We start from the raw sequence: 16,599 nt of genomic DNA, 5'->3' as shown, positions 1-16,599 counted from the left end.
AGACGCTCCGGTCGTGGGGGCCTCTGCTCGTGTCGGCTCCAGAAGTCAGCACGGGATGGGACTCCACGTCTTGCCGCCCGGTGCGTAGCTACGGCAGCCGGTGTACGTGCTGGGGTCGAAATCGGACCGAGCCGGGGGAGGTGGCGCAGTCGTCCGTGGCGTGCCGGACGTCCCCGGCGAACGGGAGGTGCTCCCCGACCCGGACGACGACCGTTCGGCTGCACGGGCAGCAGCCGCAGCCGCGGCCCGTTCGGCTTCTTCGGCGGCCTGGCGGGCGGCTTCCTCGGCGGCGATGCGCGCCTCCTCAGCCGCCTTGCGAGCCGCCTCCTCCGCTGCACGGCGGGCCTCGGCTGCCAGCTGACGCTCGCGCGCCTGGCGCGCAGTGCTGTTCGCGGAGGTCGCCCTCTCCACCCGGCTCTCGACCGCCTCCACGAGCGCCCGGTAGACCGCCACGTGCCCGCCGCCGTGGGCGACCAGCGGGAAGGCATCGATGTCCCCGTCGAACAGGTGGATGAGAGTTCTCGCGGACGACGCCACGACAGCGAGCTCGGCCGCGTGTGCATCGAAGTCCGCCAGGTCGGCGGTCGCAGAAGGGGCCTGATCGACCGCTTCCGTCGCCGACTCCTGCAGCTGCTCGACCTGGGCCGGGATGGTGCAGGCGACCTCGGCCGAGTACAGACCGCGACCGGCCACCCGAGCCTCGGCCTCGGCCGCCTGAACGGGAGGAAAGTACTTCGTGTTGCCCCCGACGGACATCGCATATCCCAGACCGGCGCGAGCGATCTCCGCGTTGACGAGTTGCTCTCCGAGGAACACGGCGGCCAGCTCGCGGCCGTACTTGTCCTGGACCTCCTCGTCCCGCTCGAGCCGCACGTCGGTCCCCACGGGCAACCGCTGTTCCAGCCAGGCCGTCGCCTCGGGCCCGAGGCATTCGACCGGCTGATCGGGGTCGACGGACTCGGGGGTGTCCACGTTCAGCAGCCGCACGCGGTGGGTGTCTCCGTCGTACCGGACGTCGATCGTGTCGCCGTCCACGACCTTGGTGACCGTCGCCGTCGTCGTGTCATCCGTGGCCGCGTGCACGATCCCACCGCCGGCGACGACGGCCGCCACGGCGACCGCCGTGGCGGCCTTGTGCGCACTCGCGACGGCGAGCAACTTTGCCAACGTCGATTCCTTGCTCGAAGACGACACGCGACCGAGCCAGGCTAGGGGCCGATCCGGTCATCGACCGGCAGACGCCGAGCTCGGCCACCCGCAGGGGGGATGGCCAGGCCGGCTACGGCCGACGGTCGACGCGGCTCAGCAGAACCGGGCGGGGCAGAGCCAGCCGGGCACGTCGACGTCGTCATCGCCGTCGGAGTACCCGGGGTCCACGTAGACGTCGCTCCCGCCGAGCGCCGCCTGCACTGTGGGCATCGTGGGGTTCGCCTGGAACCTCGCCCACTCGGTGTCGCGCAGGACGAAGAGGTGCAGGTCGGTGCCGTCCGGGTGACGGGCAGCTCGCCGCTAGAACGCCGGAGGTCGAGTCGGCTGGGCCAGCGGCGCCCGGGTTCGTGTCATCAGGTCGATGAGCTCGCCGACGGTCTGGCGAGCCGCGGTGATCTGCTCCGACACCGGCAGCTGCCCGGGACTTCCGGGCGTCGCCGAGGTCGCGATGGTCAGGTCGTCGATCACGAGCGCCGAGCGCTCCAGCCGCTCCAGCTCGGCGAGCTGCGCCAACTCGGCGGAGAGGTCCGCGGCCTGATCGCGGTGACGGATGAGCGCGTCGGCCCGCTCTCCGAGCCTCAGCGCGGCCCGGTCGAGGGCGTCCAGCTGCTGCTGCCAGTAGTCGCCAGCCGGCCCCTCCGGCCGGGCGCCGAGTGCTTCCCGGGCCTCATGGATGCGGATGGCCAGGTCCACGACCGTGTCGACCTCGGCCCGCCCGTCGAAGGCGTCCCGAGTTCCGGCCAGCGCCGGCGAGGACCACGACGGCTCCCGCACCGTCTCGTCCCACGCCCGGCACGCGGCACCAGCCACCCGGGCTTCGACCGAGCGCGAGGCGGCGAGCACGGCCTCCGGCGAGCCCGGCCGTGGGCGTCGCCGCGCGGCGGTCGCCTCGGCGCGGCGGTCCGCCGTGGTGGCCGGGTCGGTCCCGCCTATGAAGAGGAGCATCAGCACGGCGAAGACCACCCCCGCAGGCACCGCGACCGTCTGCAGTAGGAAGAACACGGCGATGGCCAGGGCCCACTGCGCCCACCGGGGCATGCGCCGCCACGCGCACCCGGCCGACATCAGCCATTCGGTGCCGACTCCGGTCCGGTCGTCAGCGGGCGCGCGGGCGATCAGGATCTCGCCGTCGACGAGGTAGCGGCTGCTCCAGAGGCCCGGGTACTGCACGTCGTCGTCGACCGCAGGCTCAGGCGCAGGGACGACGGGTCCGGATCGCATCGGCCCCCCGTTCGGCCGGTCCAGGTCCAGCACCGCCTGCTCGAGGTCCTGATGGCGGTTCGCGCCCGCCGGCGCGGTCAGTTCGATGGCGCCCGCAGCGGTGTGGATGAAGATGGCCTCGGAGGCCAGCCCGACCCGGAAGATGTCGTCGCGAGGCACGACGAGGACCTTCGAGTTGTAGCGGTACTTCGACGGAGCGCAGGCCAGAGCCCGCTGGAGGTGGCGCCCGGGGTGGGCGGCACCCACCAGCAGGGCCCGTGACGTGATGACCAGGGCGCACGAACTGACCAACCCGGGGGCGAGCCGGTGGACGGACACGACCGCGTCGGAGCGACGGACGGCTGCGGCCACCGCCTCGACGTCGAGCTTCTGAGGTCGATCGGACCAGGAGAGCCTCTGGGCTGACCGCCAGAGCTCGTCGACCACTGACGTCACGACCGGTTCCTCCGAGCACTCGAGGGGCGTCTGTCCGGCGCACCGTGCCATCCCCCAGTGACAGCGATCGGGCCTTGCCGCCGCCCACTGCGTGCAACCACCCGAACAGGTGAGTGTCGGCGGCGTCGCCTCGTCCGGCTGGTCAGGCACCCGAGGGGGCCGGCTGTGCACCCGTCATGGCAGGCAGATGGACGGCCTCTCGGCCCGCAGACGCGTGCCGGATCCGCGGTGCCCGGCGCCGATCGGGCCGGAACGAGGACCTGACCCGGCTACGCGGGCGCGGCCTCCGAGGTGAGCCGGCGGACGACGGCATCGCCACCCACTTCGCCGATGAGGCTCAGGTCGCCACAGACGACCAGCAGGTCCCGGGCGCGGGACAGCGCGACGTAAAGCATCTCCTTCGCGCGCGCCTCGTCCCGGAAGCCGTTGACGGCCAGCACGACGGCCGGCCGCTCCAGCCCCTTGAAGCCGAGCACGTGCCCGTAGAAGACGTCGTCGTCCTGCCAGTAGGTCGCCCAGTAGGCGTCCTGCCCCTCGGCCTGCCGCTCCACCTGGACCGGGTGGCGCCGGTGCGTGGTCAGCAGCGCCACCGACTCGGGCGGCCACCCGTCGTCCAGCAGCGACTCGGCGACGTCGTCGGCCGCGTCGACGGCGTCTTCCGTGGAGCACTGGACGAACCGCACCGGCACGCCGGACGAGCCGCGGATCTTCATCTGCTCGGGCGCGAGGCTGGAGAAGGTGCCGGCGATCTGCTTGGTGTTGCGCAGGTTCTCGTTGAGCGGGATGGGCATCAGGTCGACGGTCGGCCGGCCCTGCCGGGCGAAGATCCGCTGCCCCTCGTCGGAGAACACGTACAGGCAGCCGGTGACCGGGTCGCGCAGCGCCGCGAGGACGGCGTCCCACCAGCTCTGGGCGAAGTCCTGCCCCTCGTCGATGACGATCGCGTCGAACCGCTCGCCCACCGGGAGCTCCGCCGCCAGCGACACCATCGCCGCGGGCAGGAACTCCTCCCAGTAGCCGCTGTCGTCGTCCGAGCCCGGCGCGACGCCCCAGCCGATGCCGAGGTTGTGGAAGGTGCCGACGTAGGCCGGCCGCTGCCGCTTCGGCAGCGTCTCGACGCGGCGCTTGAGGAACTCGGCCAGGCCCCGCGAGTAGCACATGACCGCGACCCGTTGCCCGTCCGCGGCGAGGCGGCGGGCCTTCTCGACGGCCAGCCAGGTCTTTCCCGAGCCGGCGCCGCCCCGGATCTCGACCCGGGGGAAGGACGCCAGCAGGTCGAGGACCTTGGCCTGGTCCCTGGTGAGCAGGTCGCAAGCGGCCTCGCGCTCGGCGAGCTGGGCGAGCAGGTGCTGCTGCGGGATGGCGGTGCCGGCCAGGCAGTCGACGAGCATCTCGACGTCCTCGGCGGTCGGTGGTTCGGGCTCGTCGCGGACCTTGTCCAGCGCCGCCCTGATCCGGGCGGCGGCGTGCGGGACGTCGGTCGTGTCGATCGCCATCCAGCGGGCGAGGCCGGGCGCCCTGAAGTCCGATGCCAGCGTGGTGGCCGGCAGCGCGACGAGGTGCGCGGTCCTGGGCCGGCCGGCGGACCAGCGGGGGTGCTCGGCGAGGTAGTTGCACAGCAGGTGCTTGCAGGCGACGGCCTGGACGACCGGGTGGATCACCCGGTCGGTGCCGTCCCCACCCTGCCGCCACTCCCCCCGCTGCAGGGTGACGCTGCCACCCTTGACCTCGACGACGGCGACGCCCACGCCCGGCCAGGCGACGACGACGTCGGCCTCGCGGTCCTGCGAGCGGTCGCTCAGCCGGACGTTGCAGAAGACGGCGGCGTCATCGGGCAGCTGCTCGCGCAGCGTCCGGACGAAGAGCTCCTCGGACGCATGGACGAACTCCGGGTCGTCGGGGAACAGGCGGGCGGTCACGCGCGTGCCCCGGTCACCGAGAGCGCCTCCCAGAACACCGCCTCGCTGATCACCCGGACGCCGAGCGCCCGCGCCTTGCTGGCCTTGCCCGACTGCGAGTGCGGGTCGGCGCACACGAGGACGCCGGTCTGCTTCGACACCGAGGACATCGGCCGCAGGCCGGCGTCCCGGGCGGACTGCTCGAGTTCGTCGCGGGTCCGGCTCATGGTCCCGGTGAAGACGACCCGGTCGCCCGGCGCGAAGACTGCCTCACGCTGGGGCAGCGAGACCCGCGCGCCGCTGCGGACGACCGACAGCGCCAGGTCAACGTCCTTGCTGCGCATGCCGAGCAGCGACGCCACGCGCTCGAGGTCGGTCCGCTCCCCGTCGGTGACCACGCCGTCGGCGTACGCCGCGGTGGCCAGCGCCTCCAGGTAGACGCGATGCGCGGCCGTGACGTGGTCGGGCCCGCAGCCGAGCTCGCCGGCGAGCGAGACGAGCTGGTCGGCCTCGGCGACGCTGACCAGCCGGTCCTCCAGCACCTGGTCGAGGACGGTCAAATACGGCGCCATGCTGGGCGGTGCGTCGTCCAACGCCGGCAGGGCGGTGACGAGGCCGGCGAGGTAGCCGTCCCGTTCGCGGACGGCGGCGGTGGCGGCGTCGCGGGGCAGCGTCCGGCACGGCGGGCACGTGCTGCCGTCGGCGTACGCGCTCGCGGCAGCAACCAGGTCGGTCCAGCCGCCGTCGAGGGCCTCGAAGCCGCGGTAGCTGCCGTCATCGGCGAAGTCGACCCGCACCCCGGCACCGGCCAGCGACCCGCCGCCGAGATCGGAGGCGAGCATGGCAAGCATCAGCTCCGCGGTGGCGCGGGCGTCGTGCAGCGCAGCGTGCCCGTGGACCAGCGGGATGTCGAGGAAGCCGCACAGCGCCTGGAGCGACCGCGTGCCCGACCCGAAGAACAGCGGCGCCAGGCGCATCGTGCACAGCGTCGGCGACAGGGCGGTGGGCTGGCCGGCGCGGCCGAACTCGCGGGCGAGGAAGCGCAGGTCGAACAGCGCGTTGTGCGCGACGAGCACCCGCCCGGCGAGCAGCGAGCGCAGGTGCGCCGCGACGTCTGCGAAGGCCGGTGCATCGACGACGTCGGTCGCGCTGATCCCGTGCAGCGCGGTCGGGCCGACGTCCCGGCCCGGGTTGACCAGGGTCTCGAACTCGGCCTCGACCTCGCCGCGGTCGTCGAGCAGGACGACGCCGATCTCCACGACCCGGTCCGTCCGCGGGGACAGGCCGGTGGTCTCCACGTCGACGACGGCAACGGTCACGACGGCTCCTTCGCGCTCGCGGCCGGACGTCGACCGAGGGGTACGAACGCGCGGACCATGACACGGCGGAGCGACGGAAGCCGGGGTTTCGGGCCGAACCGGTCCGCTCATGCCACATCAGCCCCAGGGCCACCTCGCGGCGATCCGACGTTGGCTCATCGCCGGCCGGGGCGCTACGGGAAGCACTGGACCCGGCCCGGAGGAACACTCAGCGAGAAACGACTCGGAGGCGGGACGCGATCTCCTCGACGTCGACGCCACCAGCCGCCACGTCCATCACCAGTGTGAACGCTGCATCGTCGTCCAGGTCTGGGGCGTGGCCGTTCAGGTCGAGGAAGACGACCGTCGCCAGCCAGCCCAGCCGCTTGTTGCCGTCGACCAGCGCGTGATTCCGGACGAGCGAGTGCAGCAGGGCCGCAGCCTTCAGCGGAAGCGTCTCGTAGGCGTCCTGCCCGAACGCCTGTGCACGAGGGCGGCCGGCGGCGGAGTCCAGGAGCCCGACGTCCCTGACCGGGCCCGCGCCCAGTACTCGGGTCAGGCTCAGCAGGTCCTCCAGGTCGAGGTACTCGACCTCGGTCACGCCGTACCGAGGCGGTGCAGGACATCGCCCCACTGCTCAGCCAGCCGTGCGGAGCTCTCCTGCACCCGCGCGGCGTGGCCGCTGCGCGCATGCCGCTCCAGGACGGCCCGCCGGACGATCTCCTGGCGCGAGGTCCCCTCCGCCTCAGCGAGCGCTGCGAGCGCCCGCTCCAGCTCGTCGTCGATGCGCAGCGTCATGGCCATGAGCGCCATGGTATCGCTCTGATACCACTTCCGGTAACCCATTCCCGCTCCGGCTCCCCCGGCCGCCGCTCGGCCATGGAGCCCGATCAGCCCGCCGACTGGCGATAGCGACGGAGCAGGTCGGCCGGTATCCGGCCGCGGTCGCTGACGTCGATGCCCTGCGTCCGGGCCCAGGCCCGGATCTCGGCGGACGACGCGGGCCGGGCCGGCACCGGCCGGCCGGGAGCGAACGAGCCCTCGACCGTCTCGGTGGCACGCGCCGCACCCAGCTCGGCGAGGCAGGCGCCGAGCCAGCGGTAGGTCCACTCCTGTGCCAGCGGCCCGGTCTCGCAGAAGACGACCGGCACGGAGGGGAAGCGCGCCTGCGCCTCGGCCAGCGCTTCGGCGACCCGGGCGCCCGGGGCTGTGCGGCAGCTTGAACAGCCGGCTGTAGCGGTCCTCGACCACGACGGCGGCGCGCGGCAGCGCCGTCAGCTCGGCGAGGGCGTAGGTGAGCTTCCCCGACAGCAGGCTGCCGGCGAGGTCCTCGAGGGTCTTCCGCTCAACGGCGGCGACCACGTCTCTGCCGAGCTCGACGGCGTAGTCACCGGCGGCGAGCCGCTGCCGCCGGGTGGTGGCCTGCTGGCCCCCGAACGCGTAGGGGTACTTCTCGCCGGTGTCGACCAGGATGTCGAGCACCTGGCCGTGTGCCCGGGCGGTGGGCAGGTGCACTCCGGGGCGGGCCTGCTTCGTCGTCCGGGGCGACTGCCAGAAGATCACCTCTCGGCCGCGGGCCCGGGTGATGACCAGCTGCGAGCGGTTCTCCCGTGCACGGGCGAGCACCAGGTCGATCGCGGGGCCACGGCGGGAGCAGGACCGGACGGGGTGCCGCTCGACGATCTCCGCGTCGGCCGGCCACTCCTCGGCCCGGTGGCAGTACACCTTGGCCGCCCGCGGCCACGGCTCCTTAGCCTTGACGACGACGCCCGCCGGGCCGAGCGGGATGCGCACCAGGTAGGGCAGCGTCGAGTCCGGGTCGGGGTTGCGCGCGATGAGCAGGTCGTCGACCACGGCTCCAGCCTGGCACGGCGAGGTCGGCCCCTGGGCATCTTCACCGGTGAGCGGCGCAGTGCAGTGCGACGTCGGCGGACGGCGGGGATCGACCGCACGCCCCCGATGCCGTCCCAGCAGGCCTCCCGCGCCCTGACGCCGATCACCCGTTGGCGGGGCCCCAGCCGAGCGCGGGCCCGAGGCGGGTGGCGATGTCGGTGAGGATCTGCACGTAGTCGTCGTGCTCGAAGCTGAACGGCAGCGCGAAGACCACTTCGCGCACCTCCCGGAAGCCGGCGTGCGCGTAGAGCGCCTCGGCGATCTGCTCGGAGGTGCCGAGCAGATCGGGGGCGAACAGCAGTCGACCGGGCCCCTGCGGGACGCCTACGCGCGGCATGCGCGACTCGACGTAGGCGGCGTACCTGGCCCGCTGCTCGTCGGTGGCCGAGTCGGTGGGGATGACGACGAGGCCCTGCGAGGCGCGAGCAGACTCCCCCGCCGGCGACGCGGCGCGGAAGGCGCGGATGTGCGCGGCCTGGATCTCGGCGAAGTCGACGGAGCCCTCCTCCGCCTTCACCACGCTGCTGGTCAGGAAGTTCATGCCGTGCTCGCCGGCCCACTGCGCCGAGCGCGTGCTGGCGCCGCCGTACCAGAGGCGGTGCTGCAGCCCCGGTGAGTGCGGCTCCACCCGGTCGGACCACTCCTCGATGCCCTCGCGGCCGCGGACGGTGCCGGCCTGCTCGCCGCGGATGAACCGGAGCAGCCGCTCGACGCGCTGGTAGCTGAAGTCCTCGGCGTCGGCGGTGTCGGGGTACAGCGACTCCTTGACGTCGTCCCAGCGCATCGGCGGGCCGACGCTGACGCCGGGGTTGAGCCGGCCGCCGGAGAGGATGTCGACGGTGGCGAGGTCCTCGGCCAGCCGGAGCGGGTTCTCCCAGCCGAGCGGGATGACGGCGGTGCCGAGGTCGATGCGGCTGGTCCGCTGCGTGGCGGCGGCGAGGACGGCGATCGGCGAGGAGATGCCGTACTGCAGGTGGCGGTGCCGGACGAAGGCGCTGTCGAAACCGAGTTGCTCACCGAGTGCGATGACGTCGAGGGTCGTCTCGTGACCGGCGCGGGCATCGTCACGGTCGAAGAGGCCGATCGTCAGAAAGCCGAGCTTCTCCAGCGGGGTACCGGGGGCGGGCATGCTCGGCTCCTCAGGTCGACGTCGTCGTCCCATGGTCACAGAGGAGCGCTGTCCGATGGCTCGGTCCGGGCACCAGGCACCGGGCTGGCGCGGGCGTCGTCGTCGGCCCTGCGGGGCTCGGCGTCACTCGTCCGCGTCGGCGAAGGCGGAGACGCACTGCTCGCAGGAGCCCTGGGCGGCGACGAACGCCTCCGGCGCGGTGGCCCGGCGGCAGGTGCGGCACCAGCGGAAGGACCGGCGCCGGTGCGAGGCGATGGCCTCTGCCATATCGGCGACGAGATGTGGCTGATGCAGGACGTCGTCCCGGGTCAGGCGCGGACCGTCACCCATCAGCGGGCCAGGGCGGTGCTCACCCCACGACGTGAGCGGCCGGGCCAGGACGAACCACGGCCCCTGCACGCCGACCGCGAGCTGCGCCGGCTCACCGCTGACGAACCACCGCACGCCGTCCTGGCCGTCGGCTGCGCTCTCGCGCCGCCACCCGGCGCCCAATGCGCGGAGGAGGTCGGCGTGCCCGACGTCCAGCAGCCCGGCCAGCTCGGCCTCGTCGGCGGTGGGATCGGACTCGCTCCCCCACTCCAGATCGCAACTGCGGCAGACGAACGCCGCCGTCTCCTCCGGCATCAGGCAGCCACCGAGGGCGACCCGCCCGCGCTCCGCCTGCTCGAAGAGGTCGGGGCCCGGCAGCCCGTAGACCACCGGGATGGAGTCCTCCCGCCCGCACCCGGGGCACACCCGCCCCGCCTGCACACCGAACGATCCGCCCATGCCACTCCCTGGTCCGCGCCGTCCCCGTGACGGCAGGGGCGGACCATGGCAGGCACCACCGACAGCGAGCGGCCACCCGGGCAGGCATCCGCCGCAGCGCCACCCGATCGGGCGCCGGCACGTCCGCCCGATCCCCGGGGAACCGCCTCGGCCAGACTGCCGGTCATGGAGTTCGAGGCCTTCTACCTGCCGCTGGGCGACAACCGGTTCGCGCCCACCCGGGCCACCGAGAGCCCGTGGGACCACAGCGCCCAGCACGGCGGACCGCCGTCCGCGCTGCTGGCTCACCTGGCCGCCGACGTCGCCCGGGCGACGGGGACGCGTACCCGCCCGGCGCGGATCAGCGTCGACTTCTTCGGCGCCATCCCCCGCCGAGAGCTCACCGTCGAGGTGTCCCCCGTCCGCCCGGGACGGCGGATCGACCTGACCGAGGCGGTGATGACCGTGGAGGGCCGCACCGTGGCCGTCGCCCGCGTGTGGTCGCTCGCCGTCGGACCCACCCCGCCGGTGGTGACCGAGCTCAGCCCACCACCCGCGGTCCCCGAGTCCTCGCCGCAGGTCTTGTTCGGCCTGCCCGACTGGGGCTTCGGGCAGGCCATCGACTGGCGCTACACCGCCGGATCACCGGAGGAGCCCGGGCCGGCCGACGTCTGGACCCGGGTGCGCGTCCCGCTGGTCGCCGGTCTGCCGCTCACCGGTCTCGACCGCGCGCTCATCGCTGCCGACGCCGCCAACGGCATCTCCGTGGAGCTGCCCATCGACAGCTGGTGGTCCATCCCGCCGGGCATGACGACGCACCTGACCCGCGAGCCGGACGGCGAGTGGGTGCACCTGGCCTGCCGGACGCAGATCGCCGCGGACGGCATCGGTCTCTGCCACGGCGAGCTGTCGGACGTACGCGGCTCGATCGGCGAGGTCGCGCAGCCGCTGCTCGTCCAGGCCCGCTGACGAAGCCACCGACCTCATCCGGCGTCGCACGCACGCGCGGCACCGCCGTCGGCCAGGATGCCTGGGTGACCCAGCGCATGCACCGCTCCCACCGCGTGGCCGGCGCGCTCGTCGGCTCAGCCGTCGGCGACGCCCTCGGCGCCCCGTTCGAGTTCGGACCGCCGGGGCAGTTCTCGGCCCGCTTCCCGGTGCCGGCCCGAGGGTCGAAGACGGAGATGTGCGGCGGCGGCTCGATCGGCTGGGAGCCGGGCGAATTCACCGACGACACCCAGATGGCACTGCTGGTGGCCACCTCGCTGGTGGAGCGGGGCGGGATCGACGAGGCCGATGTCTTCGATCGGTGCCGGGCGTGGGCGGAGGCTGGGCCGCCGGACATCGGCAACCAGACCCGCGCCGTCCTCGGCTCCGGCCGGCCGTGGGACGTCGCCGCGGCCGAGCACTTCGCCCGGTCCGGGCACGCGGCCGGCAACGGCTCGCTGATGCGGACGACGCCAGCCGCCATCCGGTTCTCGCGTGACGGTCGTGAGGCGACCATGGACGCCGCCCGGCGTATCTCGGCGCTGACCCACGGCGACCCGTCGGCCGGCGAGGGCTGCGCGATCTTCCACGAGCTGATGCGCGTGGCACTGGACGGCGATGACCCGCTCGCGGCGATCCCGACGGCGCTGGAGGCAGTGCTGCCCGAGCACCGCGAGCGGTGGGCGGCGGTGCTGACCTCGGACTGGACACCTGACCGGGCCACCGAGTCCAACGGTGCGGTGTGGCCGACGCTCGGCCAGGCGGTGTGGGCCCTGCGGCACGGGCGGGACTTCGCCGAGGTGCTGCGGCTGGTCATCGACCTGGGTGGCGACACCGACACGGTCGCCTGCGTGGCCGGCGGGCTGGCCGGGGCGGTCTTCGGGATGGGCGGTATCCCGAGCCGCTGGGCGTCAGCGGTGCACGGCCGGGTGCCCGGCCACGGCGACAAGGTCTGGCGGCTGTCCGATCTGCAGCAGCTGGCGGCCGCTCTGGACGGCGGGGTACAGCAGAACTACGACCCGGGCGTGATCCCGCGGATCGGCCCGACCGAGGTGCTGCCCGGCATCTGGGCCGGCAACCTGGACGGCGCCCGCTACAGCAACGAGGACTTCGCCGTCATCTCGCTGTGCCGGCTCGGTGAGCCGTTCCCGCACCCGGTGCACCGGATGGCCTACATCGCCGATAACGACCACAACGCCGATCTTGACGTCATGCTCGCCGACGTCCTGGATGACATGAAGGCGCTGCAGGACGAGGGGCGCCGCTTGCTGGTGCACTGCCACGGCGGCGCCTCGCGCACCGGGCTGGTGCTGCGCGGCTGGCTGGTGCGCGAGCAAGGGATGTCGGTCGAGGGAGCGACGGCGCACGTCGCCGAGCGCTGGCCGCACCTCGGCCTGTGGAACGACAGCTTCACCGCCGCGCTCGAGCGCCTCGCCGCCCGGCCCCACGACGACGGAGGACACCGGTGAGCACGTCGCTGAGCATGGAGGGATCGGCCGCCGGGTGGGCGAGCACGTCGCCGGATGGGACGACGAGGACGTCGCCGTCCGCGTGGAGCACCCCGCTCAGCGACCACTGCACGTGACGATCAGCAGCAACCACCCGTCCACCTACTACAACCAGTGGGTCGACCTGCACAGCGACGGCGCCGTTCACCTCCCGGCTCCCGACGACGGCTTCACCTCCGTCGGTGCGAAGGGCACGACGTCGGGTCAGGCGACCACCACCGAGGAGGCGGTTGAGCTCGTCGTCCGCGAGGTGTCGGACGCGGTGCGCGTGCTCAAGGAGCTGCAGGCACGAGCCGTGAAGCGGCGCCGACCCTCCGTTCAAACGCCCGTGCCGGACGACGCCCTGGCCGAAGCGTGCACGCTCTGGCAGGGCGGTCAGAACGTCGGCTCGTCGCCGGTGCGCGCCGCCGCGCGGGTGCTCAGCGGGGAAACGAGTCGGGTAAGCGGCGCGGGACGTGGCAGGCGCGGAAGCAGGCGTACGTCGACGGGTTGCCGTCCAAGCCGCTCGACGCGCTGCTCGTGACGGCAGCGGACAAGACGCACAACGGACTGTGCATCGCCGCCGACGTCCACCGCTACGGGGACAGCTTTTGAACGACGTTCAATGGGAGCCGCGAGAACTGCTCTGGTACTACACGAGCGTCGAGGCGGCGGTCGCCGAGCGCCTACCGGGCCACAGCCTCGCCAACGCCCTGCGCCGGGCGGTCGAGGAGCTCGTCACGGCCGCCGGCGCCGACCGACAGTCTTTCAGCGCCGACATGCCGACGTGCGCCTGCGGCGGTGCGGGGGACGCTGACCGTCACTCGGTCCGTCGGGAGCGCCGGGCGGCGATGAGGATGGAGCCATGACCGAGGTCGATGACGCCGCTCCGCGAGCGCCCCTCGTCCGGATCGTCGCCACCCCCGCAGGTGCGGTTACAGCTCCCAGACGTGGTCGGGATCGTCGAGCGCCTTGCGAACCTGCGTCAGGTCTCCCATCGCGGCCAGGGGTGAGGACTTGGCCAGGTCGACGATGCCCTCCAGGGCGGTCGCGGCCGCTGCTGAGTCGCCGCTGGTCATGGCGTCGTCCAGGTGCCGGAAGAGCCCGTCGATGGCCTTGCCCCGCTCGGCGAACACCTGCTCGAAGTAACCCTTGAGCAGCGAGCTCGCCTGCTGGATGCGGGCTACCTCGACCGTCGCGTAGGCCTCGATGCCGGCGCGCTTGGTCTGCTCCTCCTCACGCAGGCGGAGATAGTCGAGTGCGCCGTCGACGACGTTGTTGAGGGCGCCGAGCGCATCGACGGAGCGCAGTGGCGACTTCTCCGCGGGCGGCAGGACGACCCCCTCGACCGGCTTCTTGGCGGCTGTCACGCCAACTCCTTGTAGTGGGGGATCAGACGGAGCATCTCGGAGTTGATCTGCCCGTCGTCCCCGATCAGGGGCACGGTGCAGATGTCCTTCACAGCGCGGGTAAGGCCCATCGCGCGGTCGAACTCGGCGGTGTGCTTCGCCGGGTCGAAGTCCAGCGGCTCCAGGTCGGACAAGGCTGCCTGAGCGCGGTGCACCAGTCCGGCGAGGACCTCGCTGACCTCGGCGGTCCGCGCGTCCAGCGCGTCCAGGGAGGAACGGAAGGCTGCCTGGTCCTCGACGGCGACGGTCACCTTCGCCTCGTGCTCCTTCGCCTTGGTCATCGCCTTCTCGCCCTGGGAATTCAGGGTCAGGCCACCGATGAGCATCGTCGGGCCGATGGTCACCACGCCGAGAGCCGCGGTCCCGACCGCGACACCGCCCCCGCCGGCAGCGAGGGATCCGCCGCCCAGCCAGGCCATGGTGGCGTTCTGCGCGGCGGCGCCGGACAGCGAGCTGATGGCGGTGCCGGTGCTCGCAGCACCCAGGGCGGTGACCGCGCCCGGGATGCCCGCGGAGGCACCGGCGCCGGTCAGGGCCGCCATACCGGCGCCCTTGAGCCAGTTCACGTCGGCAGTCAGAGCTCCGGCGAAGGCTTCCAGCTCCCGCTGCTCCGCCTCGATGCCGTCGAGCAACTGCGCCGTGCCCGGCTTGACCTGCCGGCGCTGGCGCTCCAGGAAGGCAGCCATTCGCTTGACCACCAATTGCCGCGCATGCTCCTGCTGGCGGCCGTACTCCTGGATGCGCTCGTTGCTCTCGCTGACGCGCTTCTGGGTCAGGGACAGCGACTCGTCGTAGCGCTTCTGGGCGGTGTCGGCGACGGACTGGGCGTCCTTCAGCTTCAGGCCGCCCATGACGCCGGTGACCACGCCACCGAGGCCCGTGCCTGTACCGAGCCCGATGAGGACGAGAGGGATGAGGGGCAAGACCACCGGTGGGACCTCCGAGTTGCGGGGATGAGCTCGGCGAACCTACGGCCGCGATCCCCGACCGCCAGCTCACCGACACCCCGCGGACCCGCAACCTTCTGCCCGGCCGTCGCGGACTGACCCTTCCGTCACACCAGTCCCGCTCCTTGTCAGCCGGTCGGCGGGTGATCGATGACGGCGAGGTGCTGCCAGAGCCGATCCGATGCGTCACCGGCACGGTGCGGGTGCCCTCGCCGAGCGGTTCCCCGGTACCGAGGTTGCGGGCGTAGCGCGGATGGGCGCCGCCGGAGATCTGCAGCGGGATGCGGTGTTCGGCCGGGAAGCGGTGCGCGACGTCGGGCAGCGTCGTCTCGACCGTGCGCTCCCCCGGCGCCGACTCCTCGCCCGGAACCGGATCGAGCCGCACCAGCCGGTCGGTGACGTCGATCGACCGGCCGCTCGGCTCGACGTCGCACAACCGCAGGAAGACGTCGGCGCCCGGTGAGTTCACCGACGACATGCAGATGGCGCTGCTGGTGGCGACCTCGCTGGTGGAGCACGGCGGGCTCGACGAGGCCGATGTCTTCGGCCGGTTCCGCGCGTGGGCCGAGGCCGGGCCGCCGGACATCGGCAACCAGACGCGCGCCGTCCTCGGCTCCGGCCGGCCGTGGGACGTCGCCGCGGCTGAGCACTTCACCCGCTCCGGTCACGCGGCCATCGTGTGGTCTCCTGCACGATCCCGCAGACACACCCGCGCTGACCGACCCAGGCTTACACGCTCGGAACACACTCTCCTCGTCCGAGTTCCACCAGCCCACTGAGGTCTCCGGGTGCGAAATCGAGCACCGCGCTGGTCGATGGGTACATGAGCTGGCCGGCGTCCGCGACGTGGGCGAGCCCGACCAGATGGCCGAGCTCATGGAGGACGACTGCCCGGGCCCCTGCAAGCCTCACCGGGTCGGCCAGCATGTCAGCGAAGGCCGCCGCATCCAGCTGCACGGTTCCCGTGACGAACACACGGGGCCCGCCGGGCGGCTCGACGCTGGCGCTCCCGGCGAGCCCAGCGGTGCCTGTCGCGAACTCCGGGGTCTCCACCTCGGTCTGCCAGGACACGAGCACGGGCGCCCACCGATCCCCGTAGCGGTCGGGCTGGAAGCTCTCGCGGGCGTCCGATGCGGATTCGGCCGTTGCACCGTCGTACACGAACTGCAGGCCGGTTACGCCGGAAATCCGGACGAATGCCTCGTGGATCAGCGCCTCACCACCTGCCGGCGCGTTGTCCGGGCGGATCACGTAGTGAATAGGCCGGCACGGGTCGTAGGCCACCGGCCGCACATCGTCCTCCTGCATCGCGACGAAGAGATGCGTGCCGCCGGACGCCGGAGCCGGCACGGGGCTCCCGAGCGGATGATCCGCTGCCTCGAAGCCCGGTGTCGGCCAGGAGGCGTGCGGCACGCTGCCGGGAACGCCGCTGACAAGGCCTCGTGGATCGAGCCCCATGGCGAACAGGATCACCGCCGTCACTGCGACGCCCACGAGCAGGAATCGGCGGCGCCTGCGGGATCTCCCTGCACCGCTCGACAAGTTGTCCGGTGCCCATGCCCGCCACGGCACGGCATCAGGCGAGCACCCGTTCGCCTCGTCGATCACCCACTGCGGAACCCGGCCGGTCGGCGACGCGCGGAGCCCTGCGGGCCCTCGTCCCGATCCCGCGTGGTCGTCGTGCACTCGCTGTTCCCCGTGTCTTGCCGGACCGCTCCCCGATAGCGTCGTGCGCACTGTTGCACGGGAGTCACGCTCAGCGACATGCCTCTCGCGGGTGAAACCGCCGCGCCTCTAAGCTGGCCCGACACGGACATCGACTGCGTCTCGCGCGCGCAGACGGGCACAGCAGGGGCGGGGACCTCGCACAGCTGTGACAGCCGGGATTGCCGTGTCGGTTGAGCATCCCCCTTCGGGGCACACGCCTGCATGGAACCGC

General features: G+C 72.7%; 15 protein-coding genes and 1 pseudogene. 4 read left to right on the top strand and 12 right to left on the bottom strand.

Annotation, left to right across the window (positions count from 1 at the left end; genetic code table 11):
• Window positions 1-45: 45 nt before the first annotated feature.
• The 8 genes from ACI790_RS01185 to ACI790_RS01150 form a co-directional block, all read right to left on the bottom strand.
• Window positions 46-1,194, bottom strand: a complete 1,149-nt coding sequence (locus ACI790_RS01185) for a thermonuclease family protein (RefSeq protein ID WP_456567943.1) — start codon at window positions 1,192-1,194, stop codon at window positions 46-48.
• Between the two features lie 315 nt (window positions 1,195-1,509).
• Window positions 1,510-2,865: a hypothetical protein gene (locus ACI790_RS01180; RefSeq protein WP_456567942.1), complete on the bottom strand. Its 1,356-nt coding sequence runs from the start codon at window positions 2,863-2,865 to the stop codon at window positions 1,510-1,512.
• A 269-nt stretch (window positions 2,866-3,134) separates the two neighbouring features.
• Entirely contained in the window at window positions 3,135-4,784 is a 1,650-nt protein-coding gene (locus ACI790_RS01175) for an NERD domain-containing protein (protein ID WP_456567941.1), read from the bottom strand.
• Complete coding sequence (locus tag ACI790_RS01170; protein ID WP_456567940.1) at window positions 4,781-6,082, bottom strand: exonuclease domain-containing protein; 1,302 nt, start codon at window positions 6,080-6,082, stop codon at window positions 4,781-4,783. Before ACI790_RS01170 ends, ACI790_RS01175 begins: the two co-directional genes overlap by 4 nt.
• 208 nt (window positions 6,083-6,290) lie before the next feature.
• Window positions 6,291-6,662 carry a type II toxin-antitoxin system death-on-curing family toxin gene (locus ACI790_RS01165; RefSeq protein WP_456567939.1) on the bottom strand — a complete coding sequence of 124 codons (372 nt, stop codon included), beginning with the start codon at window positions 6,660-6,662 and terminating at the stop codon, window positions 6,291-6,293.
• Window positions 6,659-7,915 carry an ERCC4 domain-containing protein gene (locus ACI790_RS01160; RefSeq protein WP_456567938.1) on the bottom strand — a complete coding sequence of 419 codons (1,257 nt, stop codon included), beginning with the start codon at window positions 7,913-7,915 and terminating at the stop codon, window positions 6,659-6,661. The genes ACI790_RS01165 and ACI790_RS01160 overlap by 4 nt, the downstream gene beginning before the upstream one ends.
• A 142-nt stretch (window positions 7,916-8,057) precedes the next feature.
• The gene (locus ACI790_RS01155) at window positions 8,058-9,083 is read right to left on the bottom strand and encodes an LLM class flavin-dependent oxidoreductase (protein WP_456567937.1); all 1,026 of its coding nucleotides are present in this window, start codon (window positions 9,081-9,083) and stop codon (window positions 8,058-8,060) included.
• 123 nt (window positions 9,084-9,206) lie between these two features.
• Window positions 9,207-9,851, bottom strand: a complete 645-nt coding sequence (locus ACI790_RS01150; RefSeq protein ID WP_456567936.1) for a hypothetical protein — start codon at window positions 9,849-9,851, stop codon at window positions 9,207-9,209.
• 165 nt (window positions 9,852-10,016) lie between these two features.
• On the opposite strand from ACI790_RS01150, the gene ACI790_RS01145 reads away from it, so the two are divergent.
• The 3 genes from ACI790_RS01145 (at window position 10,017) to ACI790_RS01135 (ending at window position 12,848) form a co-directional block, all read left to right on the top strand.
• Window positions 10,017-10,799: a thioesterase family protein gene (locus ACI790_RS01145; RefSeq protein WP_456567935.1), complete on the top strand. Its 783-nt coding sequence runs from the start codon at window positions 10,017-10,019 to the stop codon at window positions 10,797-10,799.
• A gap of 65 nt (window positions 10,800-10,864) precedes the next feature.
• Window positions 10,865-12,286, top strand: a complete 1,422-nt coding sequence (locus ACI790_RS01140; protein ID WP_456567934.1) for an ADP-ribosylglycohydrolase family protein — start codon at window positions 10,865-10,867, stop codon at window positions 12,284-12,286.
• A 34-nt stretch (window positions 12,287-12,320) separates the two neighbouring features.
• The gene (locus tag ACI790_RS01135) at window positions 12,321-12,848 is read left to right on the top strand and encodes a hypothetical protein (RefSeq protein ID WP_456567933.1); all 528 of its coding nucleotides are present in this window, start codon (window positions 12,321-12,323) and stop codon (window positions 12,846-12,848) included.
• 391 nt (window positions 12,849-13,239) lie between these two features.
• On the opposite strand, the gene ACI790_RS01130 is transcribed toward ACI790_RS01135, so the two are convergent.
• The 3 genes and pseudogenes from ACI790_RS01130 to ACI790_RS01120 all read right to left on the bottom strand — a co-directional run.
• Entirely contained in the window at window positions 13,240-13,674 is a 435-nt protein-coding gene (locus ACI790_RS01130; protein ID WP_456568132.1) for a hypothetical protein, read from the bottom strand.
• A complete protein-coding gene (locus tag ACI790_RS01125; RefSeq protein WP_456567932.1) occupies window positions 13,671-14,642 on the bottom strand; it encodes a hypothetical protein in 972 nt (323 codons plus the stop codon). Before ACI790_RS01125 ends, ACI790_RS01130 begins: the two co-directional genes overlap by 4 nt.
• Window positions 14,643-14,865: 223 nt before the next feature.
• A pseudogene (locus ACI790_RS01120) lies at window positions 14,866-15,138 on the bottom strand (CocE/NonD family hydrolase C-terminal non-catalytic domain-containing protein); the annotation flags it as partial.
• Between ACI790_RS01120 and ACI790_RS01115 the strand changes: the two are divergent.
• Entirely contained in the window at window positions 15,056-15,439 is a 384-nt protein-coding gene (locus ACI790_RS01115) for an ADP-ribosylglycohydrolase family protein (RefSeq protein ID WP_456567931.1), read from the top strand. The pseudogene ACI790_RS01120 and the gene ACI790_RS01115 sit on opposite strands and share 83 nt — an antisense overlap.
• On the opposite strand, the gene ACI790_RS01110 is transcribed toward ACI790_RS01115, so the two are convergent.
• Entirely contained in the window at window positions 15,390-16,133 is a 744-nt protein-coding gene (locus ACI790_RS01110; protein ID WP_456567930.1) for a matrixin family metalloprotease, read from the bottom strand. The two genes, ACI790_RS01115 and ACI790_RS01110, sit on opposite strands and share 50 nt — an antisense overlap.
• Window positions 16,134-16,599 lie beyond the last annotated feature (466 nt).

The sequence above is a fragment of the Blastococcus sp. SYSU DS0539 genome, from assembly GCF_054050855.1.
Note: the sequence above shows the minus strand (reverse complement) of the source record. Positions and strands in the feature narration are given on the sequence as shown.

What these genes read in the sequence shown, in the direction of transcription:
- ACI790_RS01150 (WP_456567936.1), bottom strand. Translation starts at nt 9,851, where the DNA reads ATGGGCGGATCGTTCGGTGTGCAGGCGGGGCGGGTGTGCCCCGGGTGC.
- ACI790_RS01145 (WP_456567935.1), top strand. Translation starts at nt 10,017, where the DNA reads ATGGAGTTCGAGGCCTTCTACCTGCCGCTGGGCGACAACCGGTTCGCG.
- ACI790_RS01155 (WP_456567937.1), bottom strand. Translation starts at nt 9,083, where the DNA reads ATGCCCGCCCCCGGTACCCCGCTGGAGAAGCTCGGCTTTCTGACGATC.